The organism is Spirosoma gilvum, from assembly GCF_054776815.1.
This window is the reverse complement of sequence record NZ_BAAHBH010000008.1, coordinates 402,374-422,528: the sequence shown is the minus strand read 5'-3', so window position 1 is coordinate 422,528 and position 20,155 is coordinate 402,374. Positions and strand designations below refer to the sequence as shown.

Below are 20,155 nucleotides of genomic sequence, written 5' to 3'. Positions count from 1 at the left end.
TAGGAATCTGTGCAACAAGCTTTTGAAAGGAGTGAAGACGTCTTACGCAACTCTATAACCTCATCATGAAAAAGCTACTTGGCACCGTACTAAAAATAATAGGCTCCCTGTTTCTGATTAGTATCCCATTAACCGCCTATCACTACTTCACAACGACAACAACGGGATTCTTGTCAGTACATATGATTGGTGCATTGCTGGGCTATGCAATTTTTGCATTGACTGGGCTAGGACTCGTCGTGATGGGTAACCGGTTAAGCCCGTAAACTCTTATGTGTTTGTCATCAATCTTTCAATCTACAGGTCGGCTTTGGGTCGGGAATAGGTCGGACTTCCGACCTATAAATCTTTTTAACAACGGGAGATTTTTAAGTGCTTCTCGCTTCCCTATTATGCTGACAGTAACAACAACAGCTTCTTTAATTCCGCCAGAATGTGATCGATATCTTCTCGTTTTGCAGAAGACCCTCGTATAAAACCCCAGTACCGAGCAAGCTGCCTCTCGTCCATCTTCACCCGAACGTTCGCACCATTAATCACGTCTCGTTTCAAAAACGCCCTTAAACCGTTCTGAACTGCGGCACCGTGCTTCTGGTCAGCCGGAGCCAAACCCGCGAAGTACAAAAGTAAACCCAACTCCTGAGTTAGCTTGTCCAGTAACGACTTCACCCTCTCGACCTCCTGAAAGCCCTCCAGATGTAATACGTGATTTCTCAAAAGATCAGGCTGATTGTGTCCTTTTTTCAGTTCGTGTATTTTGTTGAATCGAGACCCGATCAGTCTTGATACAGGTCGCTCTTTCAACCAGCCTGCCTCGATTAGTCGAACTAGTTTCTCTTCAACCCTCCGCCCGGCTCGGTCAACAGGCGACCCGAGAGCTTTCGAATCTGGAATTGTATTGTTGCGTCGCCACCTGGCCAGTGTTGAGGCAGGCACCTTCCACTTCTCAGCTACCCTTTTCGCTGTAGTCTCATTATACTGCATCGAATTAGTTGGTTTATCCCTTTCCTACCTTCTCCCCACCCCATCCCCTTCTTGCCACTCCATCGCGCCCGCGCGCGAGAAAAACAGCATAATCGCTGATAATCAGGTGGTTATATTAATGATAGGATAGGAAATTATTTTGTGTGATAAAAACTATGCTTTCTTAAATATACAACTTTCTGATATATAGATCAATAGGCTAGAATTTGCAGTACACAATTATAAAATACCCCTGCCAGAGAAAAGTACCCTCTTCGTCCATTTTAAAACCCACCCCCCGGTACTGGTAAAACAATACTCCCCCGTATCCCAAAAAATATACCCCCCGGTGAGACCGAAAGCTTACCAGCCCTTTTTCACCCTCACCCCCGCCAATGGGGAAACCCCTCCCGGCCAAAATCTGGACTAATAGGCGTTCGATTTGACCGAAAAGGACATCCATCGGGCAATGCCTGAAATGAGTAATATCTTCTGGTAGTATGTCTGTGTCACGGTTTGTGAATTTGATTAAAATCTTCAAAACAAATCTCCAGTAACTGGTTAATAATCAGGTGTTTAATCGAAAATGCTATTTTCTACAAAGAGTAACGTGTCAGTAGGCGTCACGGTTAGTGAATCTGATTATTAACTTTTTGATAATCAGACAATTAATAGAAAAAACGCTTGCTTTTCTCCCATCTTTTTCCTGACCTTACAACTGCCGACCGGGACGAATCCGACGGCTTAAACCAATACTTATATCATGCATACAGAACTGATTGCAGTGGAAGAACAGGACGATTCTAGCTACCAAGAAGCACGCGAACTTCATCAAGCTACGATTGACAGGGCTATTGACGAGTTTATCGAATCGACTGATAAGAATGCCTATGCGTGGCTTATGTACCTCTTCGAAGGCTGGATGAAATCAGACGAAATAGAGCAAACTGATTCGCATATGAGGGCACAATTCATGCGCAACTTCAACTCCATCGTGCTACTGGTACAACGGCTTCAGGCCGCCAACGAACACAGGTACTAAACAAGGTAGTCGGATTGTTGGCGCAATTCGGCTACTAACTCTATCATCCATGAACAAGAGAAAAAACTACGTTTCACTGGCTTACCCGCAATAACAGATGAATAACCTTAGCCAGTGGGTCAACTGCTGGCTAAGGTTATCCAAATCAGTTCACAAAGACCTTTAAAACCAATGGCAACCAGACAGATTGATCAACCCATCGTTCTACCGGTGAGGCATGCTAACTACAAACAAGTCAAGGCATTTTTAGAATGGTCAGAAAATAGCCGTCGATTCGTCACGGCCAATGCCTACCCGGTCCGGCAATTCTTCAATGAAGCAGGTGTTGACGTTGACGAATGGATTGAATTAGCTATCGAATCGTGGAGGACGAACGAAGGACGCCACTGTTCTCCTGAAATCGTAGCCGAGTTTAACGCGAATATGGGCGCTGTTTTGTCGCTCATCAAGGAACTACAGGAGAATAACAAAACCTATCCCTGCCCTTACGCTCCCCGCAAAAAGAGTAGGCTTGTAAAGCGATAGTGACTAATCTAAAATGAATTTTTCAACCAGTTTTAACTAAATCAAACGACATGGAATCAAACGCTGATTATGTATGTGATGAAAGGGAGGAGTATTCGCCCATCAAAAAGGTAAATATAATGGCTCTTCGGGTGTGGATAGGGGCCATGAAGTCAGGCTGTTACAGACTCCGATGTATAAAGGGCCTCTCGGTATTGGCCTACCCTGACTTTGAAGCCAGGATTATGAATTACTCACCCCTGGGTGTACTATGCGAAGTTCTCGACCCGAACGGCTGGGATCGGGACGGCTATTTTCAAGTACACAGGAGTCATTATACTTCGCCTGACCCCGAATTACTTCAGCTATATAATATTCCCTTGTCGTTGGCCGAACGCGTTCGCAGGCTGGACTATGATTGTATGAAGTCGGCGGGTTTTATTGCCAGATTTCTGGAACGAAGATACCGCATTCAAAGCCGTGGACGCGATAACCGATGGAACAAGCCGAGAAAGAAAAGGAGGAGGAGACAGGGCGTTTCTGTCTACTAAACGGACCTTCTGCATAACCGCAAGTTTACCAGTATAGGAGTGTGAACAAGCCCGAAATGCACAATTCTTTCGGGCTTCTTTCAAAAACTACATCCGCTATGACTATTAAAACAGAACTCATTGTATTGACGCCTGATGACCTGATCGGGGTGATTCAGCAGGCCAACGCTCCACTAATCGAACGCCTTGAAGCCATCGAGAAAAAGACGGCGGAGGCTAAGCTATTCTATTCGACCAGTGAAGTGGGCAAACTGATCGGAGTCAGTGGCCGAACCATCCGATTGTGGGTGACCGAGGGACGGGAAAACCATAAGTTTGAGCGCCACTACCTACCGGCTAAAGAGCTGGTAAGGGGTAAGTTTGCCATTCAACTGACTGATGTACAGAAATTCATCACGTTAATGTAAGCCACCTTAGACAAGCCTATTGTTCACTGTTCTGCAATACATTAGTCAGTACGAGATTGCCTTTTCGGTTGAGCATAATAACCTCGTCAGACGGTTGAATTAAAGTAGGAATAGGTTGAGTGAATACGAAAAACGCTGGCTCTATTGGTGCTGACGTTTGGGGTTTGACAGGCAAACTACCCGAGCAACAGATCAATTCTTAACTGTCAGCGAAACCGGCGAGATTGTCAAAGCTCGGTATCAGTTACGAATTAATAATGCGGCTGAGTGGAGTGACAAGGTATTTAGCCCTACTTACCAATTACGTCCATTGCCTTCTGTAGCCTCATTCATCGGTCAACATGGCCATCTGCCTGGTGTACCCTCTGCCGAGCAGATTGTCAAAGAAGGGATCGATCCGGCCAAAATGGATGCTAAGCTACTGGAGAAGATTGAAGAATTGACCCTGTATAGTATCCAGCAACAAAAACGAATTGAGCAGTTAGAAGCCATGCTCAAACAACTACTTGAAAAGGAATAGGATCGTCTGGAACCACTTAAACGGATAGACGCCTTGACTCATACTCAGGGCGTTTTTAGTTGCCGTTTGCTCAAAACATCCATTAAAATATCATTAAACGATTGATTGGATGGCTGATATTGAGTCAATTAGATTAAGCTTCTTTACTCGTTAATCCTCTCCTTTATGACTAAGCTCTTCTTCCTTGCTGCTTTCCTGGCTCTCCCTAACTGGCTACTAGGTCAAGGTAACTATGTAGTCAACTCATCCAACAATTCCAACTCATCGGTTTATGGCACCTTTAACACACTAGTGGGACCAGGCGCAGGGGCCAGTGGTCAGCTGACCGGCAACCGCAACACGGTAGCAGGCTACAATGCAGGCGTCTCGCTGACTTCAGGCTATGAAAACAGCTTTTTTGGTGTGGATGCGGGTGAGTCTACCACAACGGGTTATTCTAATACGTTTCTGGGTCGGGCCGCTGGTCTTAGCAACACGTCAGGCAGTCGGAATACGTTTAGCGGCTATCAGGCGGGGTATACTAATACGACTGGTACTAATAATGTACTTAGCGGCCATCAGGCAGGGTATTCCAACACGATCGGTACTAATAATGTGTTCACAGGTGCTTCTGCGGGCTTTTACAACACCGCAGGTAATGCTAATATGTTTAGTGGCTATTGTGCGGGCTTTCGCAACACGGGAGGTGGTTATAATGTGTTTAGTGGCTATACTGCGGGCTATCAAAATACCACTGGCAGTTTTAATGTGTTTAGTGGTGCTTATGGGGGGGATAATAACACCACGGGTAGTAATAATACCTTCCTGGGTTATTCGGCTGGCCTTAATAATACCACAGCGGGTAACAATACCTTTGTCGGTAATCAGGCAGGTTACACGAACTCCACCGGTGCTGCCAATGTCTTTGTGGGTAGCCAGGCGGGCTATTATAACACCACTGGCAATAACAATATCATTATTGGCCCTTCTTCCGGCACGGCCATTACTACCAGTGACGATAATGTCCTAATGGGCTATAACAGTCAAGCCGAAGATGGTTTATACAACGCCATCGCCATCGGTGCCAACAGTTGGGTAGCCGCTAGTAACGCCTTAATTTTGGGCAATGGGGTTAATGTAGGCATTGGCACCTCAGCCCCAACCAACAAACTGGAGATTGTAGCGGATGAAGAAGACCAGAGTGGCCTACGCTTATCTAACCTAACCAATACGAGTCGAACTACGCACATTACCGACCAATTTCTAACTGTCAATGAAAAAGGCGATGTCGTGAAAGCCCGGTACCAACTCCGTATCAACAGCCCCAGTGAGTGGAGTGATAACGTGTTTAGTCCGACGTACCAAATACGTTCTCTACCTTCTGTAGCGGCTTATATTGACCAACACAAACACCTACCCGGCATGCCCTCAGCCCAGCAGGTAGCCAAAGAAGGCATTGACCTGGTCAAAATGAACGCGACGCTGTTGGAAAAGGTGGAGGAGTTGACTCTGTACAGCATTCAACTAGAGAAAGCCAGCAGGGAGCAGCAACAAGTGAATCAGGAGCAAGAAAAGAAGCTAGTTGAACTGGAACGATTGCTTCATCAGGTCTTGAAGCAGAAGTAAGCGTTCACCAGGTTTATTCCATAAGGTCCATGCTCCTTTTTCGTAGTAGCTGAGTCGAATAAGTCAGATAAGTACCCCTTTTGTTGGTTTTGTAGGGTAGACGACTAGGCATTTTTAAACAGAAACCGGCTGAGCATGTCAGGCGTTTGAATTAGCAAATTAGCGTCTTAAGATCCAGGCCTGTGTATCCGAACAGGAAAGCCGACACCTAGCTAAGTAGCGGCTTTCCTCAAATAGACTCCAACTTACTTAGAGAGTACTAAAACTATTCGGCGGTTGTCGGATCAATAATGGTCGAAACTTTACTCACCGAGTTTGCCGGAAAGCCGCCTTGAGTGGCGTGCTGACGGATCATTTCCTCATTAGGCGCATTGTAGACACAGTAAATCTTGTCTGTCGTTACATAACTTTCTACCCATTGAATTTCAGGGCCCATATCGCGTAAGACATTACAGGAGGTTTGGGAGATAGCTTTCAACTGCTCAGCTGTAAAGTTCCCCGCCCCGGGAATCTCCCGTTCGATCACATACTTAGGCATAGTTATTCGAGTTTTGTGAAGTAGGAAAATGACTATCCAAAAGTTACCAAACGTCTGAAAACCAGTCTGACTTATTTGAGCCAACGGTCAGCCATCCGATCATAAACTTAGCTGGTGGCTGATTTTAGGAGTTTATGAAAAAGATATAGTGTAAGGGTAATACACTACATTAGCCAAGCGCTAATCTGACAGTGACTGGTTATCGATCTGTCATTCGTCCGCCAGTTTCAGTAAAAAGAGTGAAACTGATAGAGATACTTACTCTGATAATCCAAAAGAAACGCCCAGCTCATAACTCGCTGGGCGTTTACAGACTTCACGTTATTAATCCCTGACTGGTGATAGTAAAGCCCTAAAATAGCCTAACCGCTTACCGGCTACTCTTTTGGTATTTATAGCGGATAATTCCGTTTAAGACTGGCTGGAGTCGATGAGCTAACCCATCCAGATATAAAAAGCCAATCTTGGCTAACGACATCTTTCGGTTATGATACCGAATAGGAACCGTCTTCAAGCTAGCCGAGCCAGCCGTTTCTGACTGCGGTTCAGTAGAACGCATCTGGCCAGTCAGTTTCACCACCCCACCAGTTACCGTAATCAGTCCGACGAAGACCAGATCGTTGGCCGCTTTAAACTCATGAGGCTGGGAGCTAATCAGTAGCCCGTCGGTCGAAGCCGAGAATAGGATGGATCGGTCCGTTAAGACTTGCATAATTGCCTGATAAGCCTGCTGATCGGCTAGAGTGGTAGTAATGAAAATCTGGTTGGCATCGTCAAAAGGCTGACCAACCAGTAGCACCCCCCTGGCATTGATCGGATAGGATGAAATTAACGCCAGCAGGCAGCCAATGAAACAGGTCATTACGCTGGTTTTCATGAGCTTTTCGAAAGCGTTAATGGATAAATTTCCATTTGAAAAAAAACAACCCGCCGAAGGTATAAAACGAGAGGGCCGCCGTTTCCAGGATTGCTTCTTCCGGATTGGCATCATACACCCCTGATCGTAAATCCTGCACCCAATCAATGGCGGCCTGGCAATAAAAAAACAGACCGGTGATCGTTACCATAACCATGGCCAGAATAAGCAGTCGCTGTCGCATACCGTTAAAAAATAATTGGAATACTACTGTTGAGTCACTACTTGAATAGTGGCGTCTACCTGTTAAGTCAATTTGTTTGCCAGAATAAAAAATTTACAAAATGCATGAATATAGATACAAGTGAACACTGATAAATAAAATGACAGATCAAGCCCAGCGAGCCATTTTAACCGGCCATAGGGCATTAAGTCTAGGTGGCCTGTTGCCGTATTAGTCTATCCGCTTTTTTAAGCCACCGAGGAGCAACTTCTACACTATTGAGGCGGTCTGGACGCAAAATGGTGTAGTATTCTGCTGGGGAAAATACTTACGACCAATCATTGCTCAACCCAGAGTTGATAGCGAGCCTTGACCGGCATTTACCCAATAAGAACCCCGTATCAGGGCAACGAAACTAAACTCCTCAACAGCCCCCTAAACAAATCAACATATTGATGGTTAATGATCCACTAGTGGCTTTTACTTAGCCGGTAGAACTAGCCACTCAGGGATCATGATTGCCGTCTAGGTATGTATTGGCCCAGTCGAATTAACCAACCAGGTGCTGCGAACGAACTTTCATACAGTCTATTTCCTATGAAATCGAAAACCGGACTTTGTTACCTGCTCAGTGCGCTGATAGGTGTGGGGCTCTTTGGCTGTTCCAAAACCGATGATCCGATCCTCAGTCCAACGGCACAGATTCTACAGGTAACGGCTCGACCAGCCGATAATAGCCCTGACATTGTCATTAGCTGGACACCGGCTCAGGCGATGGGCGGTAGTCGGTTGACTTATACGGTCTTGTATGGGGACCGGCGTGTTGAAAACCTTACCGATACCATCTATACCCTTCGGAATGTAGGTTACAACACAACGGTCATCGGGACAGTTATTGCCCATAACGGAAAGCAGGCATCGGGACAAGCCTCGTTCCGAGCCACCAGTAAAGCCAACCCATATGTACTGATCCCTGACATTAACTTTGAAAAAGCGCTCATCAGCTTGCAGATTGATGATGTCCAGGATGGTCAGTTACTGATTGCCAATGCCCAAGCAGTACAATCGCTAAACATTGCCTCGAAAGGGATTCGAAGTTTACAGGGTATTGAAGCCTTCTCCTCCCTACATTTACTGTATTGTTCAGCCAACGAGCTGACTTCACTGGATCTGAGTAACAACAAAGGGTTAGATACCTTATCCTGTTTTCAGAACCCGCTAACCAGTCTGAACATTCGTCAAAATGCAGCTTTACTGAATCTGGTATGCTACAATACCCGGTTGAAGGAACTGGATGTAAGCCATAACAGAGCGCTGTTACAACTGGACTGCTCATCCAATCAATTAACTAGTCTGGATGTCAGTAAAAACAAGTCATTAATTAATTTGATGTGCTTTACTAATCAGCTTAGCCGCCTTGATCTAAGTGGCACTACCCAACTCACCTATCTGGATTGTCAAAATAACCAGCTACAGTCCCTGGATTTTCGTAAAGTCGATGCGATAAGCTATATCCGTTGCGCGCATAATCACTTGACGAGCCTGGACTTAAAAGCTAATCGTGAGCTCGCCTATTTATACTGCCATGATAATGCCATTGAGACGATTTGTCTGGCAGATCTGTCGCAGGTAACCAGCAATTGGACCAAAGATGCGTCGGCTACTTACCAGGTTTGCCCGTAAGCTAGTAGTCGTTACCGGCATTTTAGCACTTTATGCCATCATCGAATTTACCCGGTTGGTTGAGCTGTTCCTTTCGAGGCACCACGCTACAGTAGTAGGTCGTTCTGAGCAAGGTGGTTGCTTATTTATTTTCCTGGTGCTGCTTATAGTGGAATAGCCTTTTAAGTTTGATTAGTAGATCCCAATCATCTAATTGGGGGGCCTGGTTGCTCACGATCTAAATGGTGTCTTTTACTCGTTTAATGCCGCTTTAAATGCCACCGTCAATGAACTATAGTAGGTCCTGGATTTTTTTCGTTCCAGCTCAAAGCGTCTCACAGCGAGAATCTGGGCACTTATGAACAATCCTTTCTCACACCTGGCCGTCAGTTTTCCTCTCTACTAAGTGTCTCATCGCCAGTGGCTATTCTAAAAGGGGTAACAGCGCACGCTTCAATTGCGACCGACATCGGGGATTTGTATGCCAATACGACGGTTTTTCAGTAGGGGTTCGCAAAACAGGCCATATTCAGCTGGTTCGGCAAACAAAAGTACGCTCTTGTAAGTATAATTAATCAAACAAATAAGTAAGGGTACCTTTCACTAAAAAAAACGTTATGAACAAGATCATCCTAGGGGCATCCGTGGTCGCCATGTTAGCCCTAACGCAAAACAGTTTTGGTCAGGCGGTTCAGGAAGCCAAGGCCGAGAAAAAAGAGCAGAAAGCCGAAAAGAAAATAGCCAAAGCGCATGAGCTCAATGCCAATGCTCGTAGTGGTAAAGGCGTAGAAATCGCGGGCGTTTCTGACCCAAAAACGCGGAATGCCAAAGCGGACCGTAAATTAAAACATGCCGAAAAGAAAGAACTTAAAAGCGATGCCAAAGAACTCAAGGCCGTCGCTAAGGATAAAAAGAAAAAGGCCGATGGGGTCGATTAAGGAGAAGTCCGTTTAACGAGTTGTTGGTTTTTTATTGAGTAACTGCTATCTGGCAGAGGTGGGTTAAAACGCAGCTACATTCAGGTAGCTGCGTTTTTTATAGTATGAGCCAGTAAAGTTGGCTCATTGCCTCATTTGGTGTCATTTACGGTGATCAAAGTTGGCACCCTACAATCGCAGAGGGCCAATCTCCATCTATAACTTGAATTAAAGTCGTTGATGGCAGTCTAATCGAACACAGGTTGAAAATGACTCCCCGGATACCAGGGAGTCATTCCTACCGTCAAATTATTAGTACTTTGAAAAGTAAGTCGTCATCCGTTAAGCGGGAAAGATCATGTAGTGATGGTGAGTTATACCCGAACTAGATTTCCAATTCGTTGATTAAATCAGAAAGGAATTTTGAGGGGACGTTGAGGGGAAAAATCTGGGCTACTGGTTAGCTTTATCCTGATCATCCAGTTGGCTAAGTTGCCAGGCGAGATGACCCTGCTCAGCCAGATAGGACAGGATCGGGCCCGAATAGGCATTGGTGAAGGACTCGGGATGATTCAGCTCTTGCCGATACGTCATCTCATCCACCTGCATTTTGGCCAGGGCTATACAATGACTTTGCTGGTCTAGTAACTTCTTACGGTTCACCTGTCAGTCGGTAAGCGTGGGGACTCAGTATGGTTTAACGGTAAGGTTAGCCTTTAATCAGTCGTCAAAAATCGTGCTATAGCAGCGTTAAATCGGGTATTTATTTTTTATAATCTTCATAAGATCATTAATCGGCAAGGCAAACACCTGATCTGATCGTCATGTAAAGATGTCTCCAAGGTAAGTATTGGTATAGGCTAGCTTTATGGGAGCCAGTCGCCCCACAATAACCTATGCCTGCGGGCTAAATGGATTGCAACCACATCAGGCGGTTGAATTAAGGCTTTGATCAGAAGAGTGAATCATAAACGCTGGCTCTAATTGGCTGGCGTTTTGTTGGCTAACCGCTTCTCCAGAATTAGCTGTTAACAGGTGAGCCTAGCCACTAATGAGCACTTTCTCAAACTTGCCGGTAACTCAAAATATAAATTAAAATATAATTAAGCCATTGATTTTGCATCTGATATTGAGTCAATTACATGGATTCTCCCTCACGTTAATCAATAGGCTTATGAAAACAATTTTCTTTTTCTGTATTGTTTTGAGCAGCTTTCCTGGTTGGCTCAGTGCCCAGGGCAACTATGTGGTGGTCACCAGTAATAATTCAGCTACCGCCACGTATGGTACCTTTAACACCCTGTTAGGACCAGGCGCGGGCACAAGTGGTAGCTTAACCGGTAATCGAAATACGGCCATAGGCTATAATGCGGCCTTCAAGTTGACGACTGGTTCGTCGAATAGTTTTTACGGAGTCGATGCCGGGCAGCAAACCACCTCAGGTCAGGAAAATGTCTTTATTGGCTTTGAAGCCGGACTCAAGAATACGCTAGGATCATACAATACCTTTATCGGGCGGGCTGCGGGTTATTTCAATACTTCTGGGTTCAGTAATACGGCAGTTGGCTATTTTGCCGGCAAGAATAATACAACTGGGGTATCCAATAGCTTGTTGGGGGACTATGCGGGTCAGTCCAATACAACCGGCTCCTTCAACACCTTCCTGGGTTCTACTTCGGGTCAAGCCAATACCGTTGGAGCCTATAATGTGTTCCTGGGTTACCAGACAGGAGCTACCAACACATCTGGCCAATACAATACATTTGTGGGCGGGAGCGCGGGTCAGGCCAATACCACGGGTAATTTTAATGCTTTCCTGGGTTATTTTGCTGGCTACTCCAACTCAACGGGGATTGATAACGCTTTTTTAGGGAAAAGTGCGGGCCATGACAATACGACCGGCTCGGAGAACACCTTTATTGGCAGCGATGCAGGTGCCCATAACGCCGATGGCTCATTTAATGTATTTATGGGAGCTGATGCGGGAGTGAATAACAGTAGCGGTAGGTATAATACGTACATCGGGTATTCGACTGGTTTTTCAACCACGACGGGCCTAGATAATGCCTTTTTGGGGCATGGTGCGGGCTATTCAACCACGACGGGTAGCCAGAATACGTTTTTGGGATCTCAGGCGGGCTCCAATGCTACCACTGGTAGCCACAACATCATCATTGGCCCCAACTCCGGTACGGCCATTACAACCAGCGATGACAACGTGCTAATGGGCTATAATAGTCAGGCAGAGGATGGTTTGCAAAATGCTATTGCTATTGGGGCGAATAGCCGAGTAGCTACTAGTAATTCACTCATTTTGGGCCATGGCGTAAATGTAGGTATTGGCACCTCAGCCCCAGCAAACAAACTGGAGATTGTTGCCGATGAAACCGACCAGAGTGGACTACGCCTATCTAACCTAACAGATAATAGTCGAACCACGCACGTTACCGACCAGTTCTTAACTGTTAACGAAAAAGGGGATGTGATTAAAGCCCGTTATCAACTCCGCATCAACAATCCCAATGATTGGAGTGATAAAGTCTTTAGTCCATCCTACCAACTCCGCTCTCTCTCCTCTGTAGCGGCTTACATTGGTCAGCATCGACACTTACCCGGCATTCCCTCAGCCCAGCAGGTAGTAAAAGAAGGGGTTGATCTAGTGAAGATGAATGCTAGTCTGCTAGAGAAAGTAGAAGAGTTGACCTTGTACAGCATCCAACAGGATAAGACGATCCAAGTACAACAGAAGAAGCTACATTCCTTGGAACACAAACAGGCTGAGTTAGAAAAGATGCTTCAATTGCTATTGAAACACAAATAAGGCTGAGTATCCACCGTTGACCTAATGCTTTTTTCAATCTGATCAATCCCCTATCCTATGGCTATCAAAGGACAACTGCTGGATATGAGCCCAGTAGGTATGCGGTTTACCGTAGTAAAGGCCGCTTCAGATACCGATGGTAAATCGTTAGATCTCCACTGGGAACTACTGCCGGGTTGTAATATGAAGGACCCCCTCATCCACATTCACCCCGATGCGGTAGAAACCTATCAGGTACTGGAAGGTGAAATGGAGTTCTTCATCCAGGATAAATGGATCAAAGCCAAACAGGGTGACCAATTGGCCGTACCCAAAGGCGTTATTCATTGCTTTCGAAACCCTACCGATCAGCCCGTGCGGGTGTATAATACGCACCAGCCTGCGCTGGGGATGGAGCATTATTTTGAAGAAGTTTGCCAGGTGCTGGATAAGGTCACTTCGAATCGAAGCAAGCCCTTTCGAATGAATCTTACCACCATGCTCTATATGAGTGTGCTGATGAACCGGTATCGAAAGGAGATTATCGCTACGAGTCCTCCGGATATAGCCATCAAAGTCTTAGGCGGGTTGGCTAGGTTAGTAGGAATACACTATTAATACGATAGGTTATTATACAGGTATCGTGCAGGAAGTGAAGGCCTAAAAACAATCTTTTTTTTTACGTGTGACTTTTGGGGTAAGCGCATCGTCTAGTAGAGACTTTCTCCAGGGCTAGCCCATACCAGTAGAGCCCGGCCTGATCAGCCGGGCTTTTGGCTGAAAAAGGCTTTTAAGCGCTGTGCTGAGTTAAAAAAGTAAACTAAGTCTGCCGAGAACCGCCTGTTTATGAATTTTATCCGAAGGGCAGAGTAGGAGTCAGAAGCGGCTTTATAAAAAGGTACCCATGCCCCCTCTTTTCCTATCAATGGCTATAACACATCATGGATTACACCTACTGGGCTTTGTCACCCTCAATCAGGACACCCACCACTACGGCTATAAAGGGTTTGTGGGAACACTCAATCCCCTAACCGGATCGTTTTGCTTTCAGGATTTTTCAATTCCTATTTCAACGCTGGACGATTTACAGTTCCTTGTGCAGGCTATTGATAATAAGCCCGATAACAGTCTGTTAGGGTTACCCCTGTATGATAACTGATCCGGTGAGGAGTCTACCCTAACCAGCCCTATCAAACACGCTAATCAACTATCTCTGTCTGAATAGTACATCGGATGAGGTTATCTGTGGCTACTTTTGCTAATCTACTAGCGATCAATAGCCTCCTCTCCATGACCTATTCTACCCACTTACTACCCGGCTATTCGAGCTGGTTCGAGTTTTACGCTGACGTAAAAGCCCTCCTGGATGAGTCCGATTTGTTCTGTTATGAGGATCATAAACTGCGCCTGTTTGACCCTCACCGACCCACCCACCAAGTGGCCTGCCATCGCTTCTCAGTTCGCTACATTGAGCAGCAAACCCTGGCTGAACTCTACGAGCTGCGGGCCATCCAGACCTTTTCCCGCGACGAACTGCGCCATCTGCATTACGCTCTGGAACTGGTCATGAAATCAGAAGTGGGCCATGATCCGATGATGAAGGCCCTCTACCAGAAGGTCCACGAGTTATTCGACCGGGAACTGACCAAGCTGTGGACTCTGTATGAATCAGATCCCCTGGTCCATAAGCAGCCTTAAGCAGCCCAGGACGGGGCTGCATGATAATTGCTGGGTGGTAAGCCTAAGCTTAATCCCCAGTTATAGCCATGCATACGCCTGCTCCCGTTTCCATTGCTGTCAAACGCCAGCGTTTAGAATTAGCCTTACTGTTTGACCTCCCGGCACAGAATAGCCAGGGACTCTGTGAACTGCAATGCCACCTGCGGGTCAACGGTACGACCTGCCCGCCCTACGGCTCGGGTGTCTTTGTGCTGGCTTCTATGTGGAATCCGGCCTATCAGCAACTGGAAGGCCAGCAAACCGAAGCCTTGATCATTAATCAGACCCTGTCGGAGATTCGGGCCCAGCACCGCCAGCTACTAGCCGATTTAGTGCGGGCCCAGATTGAGCCCACCGCTAGCCACTTACAACAGTATTGGGTAACCGGTCAACCCATTGCTCCCCGCTTGCTTCAATTCTATGAGGAGTACCTGCTGTATCTGAAACGAATCCCGCTTGCCGAGCGTAAAACTCAACATACGCTCCACAAGTGGTATCTGGCTCACCAGCACCTTCAGGAGTATCTGCTGCAAACCCAACGGCCTGATCTGTCCATCAGCGAAGTGACCGTTGGCTGGGCCCGCACCTATTACCAGTGGTTAAGGGAGCGTCCCCTGTCGGTCGATTCAGCGGCCCGCTTTGTGTGTTTTATCCGGGAGGCACTTCATTACGCGGTCGATCACGAACTGATCACCCACAACAAGCTCCAAAGTATGACCATCGTCCGGGAAGCGGCCAAGATTGTCGTGTGTCTATCGCCCCAACAACTGGCGCAGTTAGAACAGATGGAGGACCTGCCCCCGGTGCTGGATCAGGTTCGCAAGTGGGCGCTGTTCTGTTGCTACACGGGGATGGATTATACCGATGCGGTCGCGTTTGCCCGCGATCCGATGCCCCATATTCATCAATTGCCGTACGGAGAAAAGATCGTCTGGCGAAGGCTCAAGTTTGCCCGGCTGAATGGGGCTTATCCCGAATGGGGTGTTTGTCACATACCCCTGCTGCCGGAAGCCAAGAAGCTGTTGTGGCAGATTCATGAATGGCAGGTGCTGAGCAGCCAGCGGGTCAACCAAAACCTGTTCAAACTGGAAAAGAGGCTGAATCTGCCGTTTCGACTCACGACGAAGGTGTGCCGTAAGACGGCCGGAGCGTTGCTGCTGTTGCGGGGCTATCAGGCCGAAGCGGTGCGTAAGATTATGGGCATCAAGACATTGATCGTCTTTGAGCGCCACTACATGATGCTGCTCAGTGAACTAGTCGACAACAACATGGAGTTGTTAAGTCGCAAGCCGGAGTCGACTCCGTTAATTAATCCCTAAGTAAGGCTTAGGATTGGTTGGTACAAAAAAAACACCCGGTTCAGAAGAGCCGGGTGTTTAGGCAACTTTCGTAACTGGGCTTTTTGTGAAGCTCCATTCATTGCCCCCTTTGACGAGTTGTTATCGAGCGGGTCACATTGGATTCTGCCACTCGCCCCCAACATAACCTATTGGGATTAAATCAACGTCTAAGTACTTAATTGGTACACAAAAAACAACCCGGCCAATTCGACCGGGCGTTGTTCGCTCTCCTAACGATAAAGCCTTCCCGCTCTATCAAACTACTTTGACCCAGAAGTTGCAAATAGTAACGCTAAAAAGTGCCTTGTTTTGTTGGTCACTGGAGCCTGTTACGAGTCAATTCCTCCTAGCGTCTACAATTCCATTATATACTGGACATTGGCTGGTGCATCGAAATACTCCCAGCACCCAAATTTAATCAACTACATAATCAGCGAAGGTTATAGTTATGCTGAAAAGCATCATCATAAAATAGTACTAAACAAGGGTATTTTTCCCGTAGTTTATTCTAGTCTTGAAAAAGACATTTGTGAACTATTAGACATTATTGGCCTACTAATTAGGTTTCCAAAGGAGCCATAACGTCTTATTTATTCGTGATTCTACTTTCTCTACTTCAATGCTGCTTATGAGAAAATACATTACCTTACTGATTATAGGCTTCTTTTGTATCACGTCTGCATTAGCACAGAGTGGGTTACAGTTTATCAATTATCAGGGGGTTGCTCGAGACGCGTCGGGGCAAGCCCTGGCCTCGGCCTCTATCTCGCTACGTCTAAGTATCTGTAGTGATGCCGCTGGCAATACGGCTCTATACATAGAGACTCACCAGCTCACGACCGATGCCAGAGGATTATTCAGTATAAAAATTGGCGCAGGAACAGCCTCTTTAGGAACATTTTCAGGCGTTACCTGGAACACTGGGGATCGTTATCTAAAAGCAGAGCTGATTCAAAATGGAAACCCTGTATTACTAGCCGTAACTCAATTGGTAGCTGTTCCCTATGCGCTATACGCTGAAAAGGCGAATCAATCTTCTTCAGCTATACAATTAATCGCAACAGGGTCTTCATCCGCTATTTCAGCGGCTTCTGAAACCAACCCTTCGTTTTCTTCCTATACACTCACTTCGGGTGCTGGAACCTATGATGGAACCACCTTTACGGCGGCAACTGCTGGGACTTACCTAGTTAGCTTTATGGTTTACTTGACAGTTGTACCTTCGTCCTGGTACATGGGTATCGCCCATGGAGGAGTTGCTACCTATACATCTGTCCCTCAGGTTGGGTGGGGCTCAGTGACGGCAGTGGCTATACTCAGCGCCGGAGGCACCATAAAACCGATTGTGTATTCCCCTGTAGCAACCTCTATTGCGTCAATCCCATATGTCAGATTTACAATTACCCGACTTAACTGATTCTGCCACTTACCATTGATCCAAATGTGGATAGTAACAACAATGTTGTACTTAGGGTCTATCCACCTTTGTAAACTAATGAATTATGGTAAAATATATTTTTTTCTGGTTTATAACAAGCCTGATGCTTGCAGGTTATACCGTTGATTTATTAGCTCAATCGCCAGTAGACCGACGAGTCGTTGCGGCTTCAGGTGGGAGTTCTACAGTAGGTACTGGTGTGAATGCCATAGACATTAGCTTTACGATTGGCGAAACTGTCATTGGTTCTTTTACGGCCAATACAACCCTGATCACAAATGGTTTCCAACAGCTTACTGAACCTAAGCCCACTATCGCCGATTTCTCGGCAAATCCTGATCCGCTTTGTGTAGGCAGCCAGGTGACCTTTACGGCAAGTCTGGGTAATTTAACAGGTAGTTATAGCTATACCCTCACCGACGGCATCAGTTCGACCACAGGTACCAGTAGCAATCCTGCCTTTAGCCAGATCCTCACCGCCAGTGAATCGGGTATCCAAACTTACTCACTGATCGTTAGCAGTAACGGGCAGCTCGCTACCGACACCTATGACTTAACGGTGAGTGAACTGCCCAGTCCATCGCTTTCTGCCAGCCATGAAGGAGTGCTCACCTGCTCAGAAACTAGTGTGACCCTGACGGCGGGTGGTGGCGATGACTATAAGTTTAGCGGTCCTGGTATTCTGAGTCAAGATCCTGAAAACGGGACTGCCGTGGTGAACCTAGGGGGAGTATATTCGGTGACAGTCACCAACACCGAGATCGGCTGCTTCAATACGGCCACCACCAAAGTATCAAGCTTTACCACGGGTCCTGAAATCAGCCTGATCGCCAGTTCTACAGCCCTAACCTGCACCAACCCATCGGTTGATCTGACCGTTGAAGGTGATGGCGATGCGTTATGGAGCACGGGTTCTACCAGTTCGGTTATCTCCGTTACCACGGCGGGCACCTACTCAGTAACATTGACCGATGCCGACGGCTGTTCCTCGACGGCAACTACTTCTGTCAGCAGTACGACTGTTCTGACCCTGTCGGCGGGGGCTTCACTTCCCCTGGCGAATGTGGGCGTAGTGGTCAGCCTGACAGCTTCAGCCGAAGTCGCTGCTTACCAATGGAGCGCCCCAACTTCAGCTCTACTAACCACACCCGCTACCAGCTCGGCGGTGTCGGTCAGTCTGACTACGGCTGGTGTGCAGACCTTCACGGTGGTCGCTACGGCTGGCGTTTGTAGCCAGTCTGCTTTGGTGAGTGTGACAGCACTGGCCGGGCCAGACCTGTCAGCCATTATGAGCCTGCCTGAAGCGAACTTTCAGGCTGGTGATGCGAAAGGCTTACTGGTACAGCTACAGGAAGTCAACGGGGCCGCTACATCAGCAGGGGCCATTGTCCTTACCTTAACCGTGCCGACTGGCTATAGTGTCAGCTTCGACAATACACTAACCAGTATCAGTGTGGCAGGCGGTAGTGGAAATCCGGTTAGTGTGGACAATTCGAAATGGCACATAACAACCACAATCGCCAATCAGCAAATTAGCCTTACGATTAATGCAGGAGAATTTATTGCCGCCAGGGGTGTGATGAACCTGGGCTTTATGATCAGTCGAACCAGTGCTAATTCAGGCAGCACATCCAACATCACCGTCAACGTGGCCGATGATAGTGGTGGAACCTATGATGTCAATAAGAGCAACAACGTCTACGCCCGTATCATTAGTGGCTTATAAGGGCAACTGCTACTAACCTATAGAGCACAAGTGAGGTACACTCCTTTTCGGTCTTACTAAGCTGAAGCAATGCTATAAAACAAGAAAGTTCGGTTCAATGCCGAGCTTTCTTGTTTTATAGCAGCTCTAGGGCATAATTCACTTTGTACTTTAGCCGTTCCAGTGCGTCAGTATTGCTTGTAACGGTAATCGGCCAAGTCGACTTCAGCGTATTATTATACAACTTCCAGGTAATCAGCTGTGTGTCTGGATAAACAGTCGCTTTAAGAAATGCCCATAATTCTGTTCCTAAGGGGTTAAACAGAGTTGGACCGCTAATAAACCAATGAACGCCCAACAGTGGCCACCCTCTTACCACTCGATCATACTTCTCAAACATGTTGGCGTTGGCAAGGTTAGTTACTCACTAGGTTCTCTTAGTCGATTTACACAACAAAACCAATACTGCAATGACTAGTCAAACAGACAACACCAGCTTTAACACCACTTCATCAACTGCATCAAAGATGATGATGACGGCTATCTTTCCCGATCGTCAGGCCGCTGAGACCGCCTATGACGCCTTATTAGCGCATGGCTTTTCGAAAGATGATGTGAACATTGTCATGACGGATGAAACCCGCAAACAGCACTTTGACCATGCTGACAGTGATGATTCCGCCCTAACAGATAAAACAATGGAGGGGGCTGGTAAAGGCTCTGCCATTGGGGGTACAGTGGGAGCCGTCGCGGCAGCCATTGCTGCTATTGGCACGACATTGGCGTTGCCTGGCCTGGGCTTACTGGTGGCTGGCCCATTAGCGGCTGGCTTAGCCGGTGCTGGAGCTGGTGGCTTAGCGGGAGGCTTGATTGGTGCATTAGTAAACTCAGGTATTCCCGAAGAAACGGCGAAAGCCTATGAGTCAGGCCTAAAAAGCGGTGGCATCGTTGTTGGAGTTCATCCTCGTAGTGAAGCCGATGAGCAATATTTGACCCAGCAGGGTTTTCATTAAGGCTATCCTTGTCCGTATAGGGGCCATAGTCAATGGATATTTAACTTTTTCAGCAAGGACAAAGCGGCTTCTAACAGGGCCGCTTTGCCTTTATTTAATCAGCGATCCAGAATGGCCGATGAAGCCGAAATACTTATCACCCTGCTACACGACTCGCTGGCAGGACATTTTAGTAGTCAAATAACCAATCATAAATAGTACGCGATGAACTAGAAAGAACGGGCTCAGGTATGGGCCAGAGAGGACGAATTAAAGAAGGCACTTAACCAGCTACCGCCTGACGATAAACGCTCACGAAAACACATTCAGCAGCAGCAGATAGAAACCTGTAACCAGGCGCTGGTACAGGATA

General features: G+C 46.8%; 24 protein-coding genes. 18 read left to right on the top strand and 6 right to left on the bottom strand.

Annotated elements, in window-relative coordinates; translation table 11 throughout:
• The first annotated feature begins 65 nt into the window (after positions 1 to 65).
• On the top strand, positions 66 to 266 hold the full coding sequence (locus tag ACYVFD_RS22235; RefSeq protein ID WP_461092701.1) for a hypothetical protein: 201 nt from the start codon (positions 66 to 68) through the stop codon (positions 264 to 266).
• A 124-nt stretch (positions 267 to 390) separates the two neighbouring features.
• Here ACYVFD_RS22235 and ACYVFD_RS22230 read toward each other — a convergent pair whose 3' ends face one another.
• Both ACYVFD_RS22230 and ACYVFD_RS22225 read right to left on the bottom strand, forming a co-directional pair.
• Positions 391 to 984 (bottom strand): hypothetical protein, encoded by a 594-nt coding sequence (locus ACYVFD_RS22230; protein WP_461092700.1) that lies wholly within the window; start codon positions 982 to 984, stop codon positions 391 to 393.
• A gap of 199 nt (positions 985 to 1,183) precedes the next feature.
• Positions 1,184 to 1,426 (bottom strand): hypothetical protein, encoded by a 243-nt coding sequence (locus tag ACYVFD_RS22225; protein ID WP_461092699.1) that lies wholly within the window; start codon positions 1,424 to 1,426, stop codon positions 1,184 to 1,186.
• Positions 1,427 to 1,726: 300 nt separating this feature from the next.
• On the opposite strand from ACYVFD_RS22225, the gene ACYVFD_RS22220 reads away from it, so the two are divergent.
• From ACYVFD_RS22220 to ACYVFD_RS22195, 6 genes are all read left to right on the top strand, one after another.
• Positions 1,727 to 2,005 carry a hypothetical protein gene (locus ACYVFD_RS22220; protein WP_461092698.1) on the top strand — a complete coding sequence of 93 codons (279 nt, stop codon included), beginning with the start codon at positions 1,727 to 1,729 and terminating at the stop codon, positions 2,003 to 2,005.
• A 171-nt stretch (positions 2,006 to 2,176) separates the two neighbouring features.
• Entirely contained in the window at positions 2,177 to 2,530 is a 354-nt protein-coding gene (locus ACYVFD_RS22215; RefSeq protein ID WP_461092697.1) for a hypothetical protein, read from the top strand.
• A gap of 224 nt (positions 2,531 to 2,754) precedes the next feature.
• Positions 2,755 to 3,060, top strand: coding sequence for a hypothetical protein (locus tag ACYVFD_RS22210; protein ID WP_461092696.1), 306 nt, complete (start codon positions 2,755 to 2,757; stop codon positions 3,058 to 3,060).
• 98 nt (positions 3,061 to 3,158) lie between these two features.
• Positions 3,159 to 3,467: a MerR family transcriptional regulator gene (locus tag ACYVFD_RS22205; RefSeq protein ID WP_461092695.1), complete on the top strand. Its 309-nt coding sequence runs from the start codon at positions 3,159 to 3,161 to the stop codon at positions 3,465 to 3,467.
• Positions 3,468 to 3,624: 157 nt separating this feature from the next.
• Positions 3,625 to 3,987, top strand: coding sequence for a hypothetical protein (locus tag ACYVFD_RS22200; RefSeq protein WP_461092694.1), 363 nt, complete (start codon positions 3,625 to 3,627; stop codon positions 3,985 to 3,987).
• 165 nt (positions 3,988 to 4,152) lie between these two features.
• Positions 4,153 to 5,592, top strand: a complete 1,440-nt coding sequence (locus ACYVFD_RS22195; protein ID WP_461092693.1) for a hypothetical protein — start codon at positions 4,153 to 4,155, stop codon at positions 5,590 to 5,592.
• A 265-nt stretch (positions 5,593 to 5,857) separates the two neighbouring features.
• On the opposite strand, the gene ACYVFD_RS22190 is transcribed toward ACYVFD_RS22195, so the two are convergent.
• The 3 genes from ACYVFD_RS22190 to ACYVFD_RS22180 form a co-directional block, all read right to left on the bottom strand.
• Positions 5,858 to 6,130 (bottom strand): DUF4242 domain-containing protein, encoded by a 273-nt coding sequence (locus ACYVFD_RS22190; RefSeq protein WP_461092692.1) that lies wholly within the window; start codon positions 6,128 to 6,130, stop codon positions 5,858 to 5,860.
• A 370-nt stretch (positions 6,131 to 6,500) separates the two neighbouring features.
• Complete coding sequence (locus tag ACYVFD_RS22185; protein ID WP_461092691.1) at positions 6,501 to 7,007, bottom strand: hypothetical protein; 507 nt, start codon at positions 7,005 to 7,007, stop codon at positions 6,501 to 6,503.
• A 16-nt stretch (positions 7,008 to 7,023) separates the two neighbouring features.
• Positions 7,024 to 7,230 carry a hypothetical protein gene (locus ACYVFD_RS22180; RefSeq protein WP_461092690.1) on the bottom strand — a complete coding sequence of 69 codons (207 nt, stop codon included), beginning with the start codon at positions 7,228 to 7,230 and terminating at the stop codon, positions 7,024 to 7,026.
• 576 nt (positions 7,231 to 7,806) lie between these two features.
• Here ACYVFD_RS22180 and ACYVFD_RS22175 point away from each other — a divergent pair.
• Together ACYVFD_RS22175 and ACYVFD_RS22170 are read left to right on the top strand one after the other, a co-directional pair.
• Positions 7,807 to 8,892, top strand: a complete 1,086-nt coding sequence (locus tag ACYVFD_RS22175) for a leucine-rich repeat domain-containing protein (RefSeq protein ID WP_461092689.1) — start codon at positions 7,807 to 7,809, stop codon at positions 8,890 to 8,892.
• A 596-nt stretch (positions 8,893 to 9,488) separates the two neighbouring features.
• Complete coding sequence (locus ACYVFD_RS22170) at positions 9,489 to 9,809, top strand: hypothetical protein (RefSeq protein ID WP_461092688.1); 321 nt, start codon at positions 9,489 to 9,491, stop codon at positions 9,807 to 9,809.
• Between the two features lie 432 nt (positions 9,810 to 10,241).
• On the opposite strand, the gene ACYVFD_RS22165 is transcribed toward ACYVFD_RS22170, so the two are convergent.
• Entirely contained in the window at positions 10,242 to 10,451 is a 210-nt protein-coding gene (locus tag ACYVFD_RS22165) for a hypothetical protein (protein WP_461092687.1), read from the bottom strand.
• A gap of 511 nt (positions 10,452 to 10,962) precedes the next feature.
• On the opposite strand from ACYVFD_RS22165, the gene ACYVFD_RS22160 reads away from it, so the two are divergent.
• From ACYVFD_RS22160 to ACYVFD_RS22120, 9 genes are all read left to right on the top strand, one after another.
• Positions 10,963 to 12,609: a hypothetical protein gene (locus ACYVFD_RS22160; RefSeq protein ID WP_461092686.1), complete on the top strand. Its 1,647-nt coding sequence runs from the start codon at positions 10,963 to 10,965 to the stop codon at positions 12,607 to 12,609.
• 57 nt (positions 12,610 to 12,666) lie between these two features.
• Positions 12,667 to 13,206: a cupin domain-containing protein gene (locus ACYVFD_RS22155; RefSeq protein WP_461092685.1), complete on the top strand. Its 540-nt coding sequence runs from the start codon at positions 12,667 to 12,669 to the stop codon at positions 13,204 to 13,206.
• A gap of 307 nt (positions 13,207 to 13,513) precedes the next feature.
• On the top strand, positions 13,514 to 13,747 hold the full coding sequence (locus tag ACYVFD_RS22150; protein ID WP_461092684.1) for a hypothetical protein: 234 nt from the start codon (positions 13,514 to 13,516) through the stop codon (positions 13,745 to 13,747).
• Between the two features lie 131 nt (positions 13,748 to 13,878).
• On the top strand, positions 13,879 to 14,286 hold the full coding sequence (locus tag ACYVFD_RS22145; RefSeq protein ID WP_461092683.1) for a hypothetical protein: 408 nt from the start codon (positions 13,879 to 13,881) through the stop codon (positions 14,284 to 14,286).
• Positions 14,287 to 14,354: 68 nt separating this feature from the next.
• Positions 14,355 to 15,626 (top strand): tyrosine-type recombinase/integrase, encoded by a 1,272-nt coding sequence (locus tag ACYVFD_RS22140; RefSeq protein ID WP_461092682.1) that lies wholly within the window; start codon positions 14,355 to 14,357, stop codon positions 15,624 to 15,626.
• 649 nt (positions 15,627 to 16,275) lie between these two features.
• Complete coding sequence (locus ACYVFD_RS22135; RefSeq protein WP_461092681.1) at positions 16,276 to 17,064, top strand: hypothetical protein; 789 nt, start codon at positions 16,276 to 16,278, stop codon at positions 17,062 to 17,064.
• Between the two features lie 85 nt (positions 17,065 to 17,149).
• Positions 17,150 to 18,811 carry a hypothetical protein gene (locus tag ACYVFD_RS22130; protein ID WP_461092680.1) on the top strand — a complete coding sequence of 554 codons (1,662 nt, stop codon included), beginning with the start codon at positions 17,150 to 17,152 and terminating at the stop codon, positions 18,809 to 18,811.
• A 449-nt stretch (positions 18,812 to 19,260) separates the two neighbouring features.
• A complete protein-coding gene (locus ACYVFD_RS22125; RefSeq protein ID WP_461092679.1) occupies positions 19,261 to 19,803 on the top strand; it encodes a hypothetical protein in 543 nt (180 codons plus the stop codon).
• On the top strand, positions 19,799 to 19,987 hold the full coding sequence (locus tag ACYVFD_RS22120; protein WP_461092721.1) for a DUF4113 domain-containing protein: 189 nt from the start codon (positions 19,799 to 19,801) through the stop codon (positions 19,985 to 19,987). Before ACYVFD_RS22125 ends, ACYVFD_RS22120 begins: the two co-directional genes overlap by 5 nt.
• Positions 19,988 to 20,155: the final 168 nt, after the last annotated feature.

Excerpts from the sequence above, each read along its gene's own strand:
- ACYVFD_RS22155 (WP_461092685.1), top strand. The coding sequence starts at position 12,667 with ATGGCTATCAAAGGACAACTGCTGGATATGAGCCCAGTAGGTATGCGG.
- ACYVFD_RS22210 (WP_461092696.1), top strand. The coding sequence starts at position 2,755 with ATGAATTACTCACCCCTGGGTGTACTATGCGAAGTTCTCGACCCGAAC.
- ACYVFD_RS22160 (WP_461092686.1), top strand. The coding sequence starts at position 10,963 with ATGAAAACAATTTTCTTTTTCTGTATTGTTTTGAGCAGCTTTCCTGGT.
- ACYVFD_RS22125 (WP_461092679.1), top strand. The coding sequence starts at position 19,261 with ATGACTAGTCAAACAGACAACACCAGCTTTAACACCACTTCATCAACT.
- ACYVFD_RS22220 (WP_461092698.1), top strand. The coding sequence starts at position 1,727 with ATGCATACAGAACTGATTGCAGTGGAAGAACAGGACGATTCTAGCTAC.
- ACYVFD_RS22215 (WP_461092697.1), top strand. The coding sequence starts at position 2,177 with ATGGCAACCAGACAGATTGATCAACCCATCGTTCTACCGGTGAGGCAT.
- ACYVFD_RS22170 (WP_461092688.1), top strand. The coding sequence starts at position 9,489 with ATGAACAAGATCATCCTAGGGGCATCCGTGGTCGCCATGTTAGCCCTA.
- ACYVFD_RS22130 (WP_461092680.1), top strand. The coding sequence starts at position 17,150 with ATGGTAAAATATATTTTTTTCTGGTTTATAACAAGCCTGATGCTTGCA.
- ACYVFD_RS22175 (WP_461092689.1), top strand. The coding sequence starts at position 7,807 with ATGAAATCGAAAACCGGACTTTGTTACCTGCTCAGTGCGCTGATAGGT.
- ACYVFD_RS22225 (WP_461092699.1), bottom strand. The coding sequence starts at position 1,426 with ATGGATGTCCTTTTCGGTCAAATCGAACGCCTATTAGTCCAGATTTTG.
- ACYVFD_RS22135 (WP_461092681.1), top strand. The coding sequence starts at position 16,276 with ATGAGAAAATACATTACCTTACTGATTATAGGCTTCTTTTGTATCACG.
- ACYVFD_RS22145 (WP_461092683.1), top strand. The coding sequence starts at position 13,879 with ATGACCTATTCTACCCACTTACTACCCGGCTATTCGAGCTGGTTCGAG.
- ACYVFD_RS22180 (WP_461092690.1), bottom strand. The coding sequence starts at position 7,230 with ATGCGACAGCGACTGCTTATTCTGGCCATGGTTATGGTAACGATCACC.
- ACYVFD_RS22195 (WP_461092693.1), top strand. The coding sequence starts at position 4,153 with ATGACTAAGCTCTTCTTCCTTGCTGCTTTCCTGGCTCTCCCTAACTGG.
- ACYVFD_RS22185 (WP_461092691.1), bottom strand. The coding sequence starts at position 7,007 with ATGAAAACCAGCGTAATGACCTGTTTCATTGGCTGCCTGCTGGCGTTA.
- ACYVFD_RS22140 (WP_461092682.1), top strand. The coding sequence starts at position 14,355 with ATGCATACGCCTGCTCCCGTTTCCATTGCTGTCAAACGCCAGCGTTTA.
- ACYVFD_RS22190 (WP_461092692.1), bottom strand. The coding sequence starts at position 6,130 with ATGCCTAAGTATGTGATCGAACGGGAGATTCCCGGGGCGGGGAACTTT.
- ACYVFD_RS22230 (WP_461092700.1), bottom strand. The coding sequence starts at position 984 with ATGCAGTATAATGAGACTACAGCGAAAAGGGTAGCTGAGAAGTGGAAG.
- ACYVFD_RS22150 (WP_461092684.1), top strand. The coding sequence starts at position 13,514 with ATGGCTATAACACATCATGGATTACACCTACTGGGCTTTGTCACCCTC.
- ACYVFD_RS22205 (WP_461092695.1), top strand. The coding sequence starts at position 3,159 with ATGACTATTAAAACAGAACTCATTGTATTGACGCCTGATGACCTGATC.
- ACYVFD_RS22235 (WP_461092701.1), top strand. The coding sequence starts at position 66 with ATGAAAAAGCTACTTGGCACCGTACTAAAAATAATAGGCTCCCTGTTT.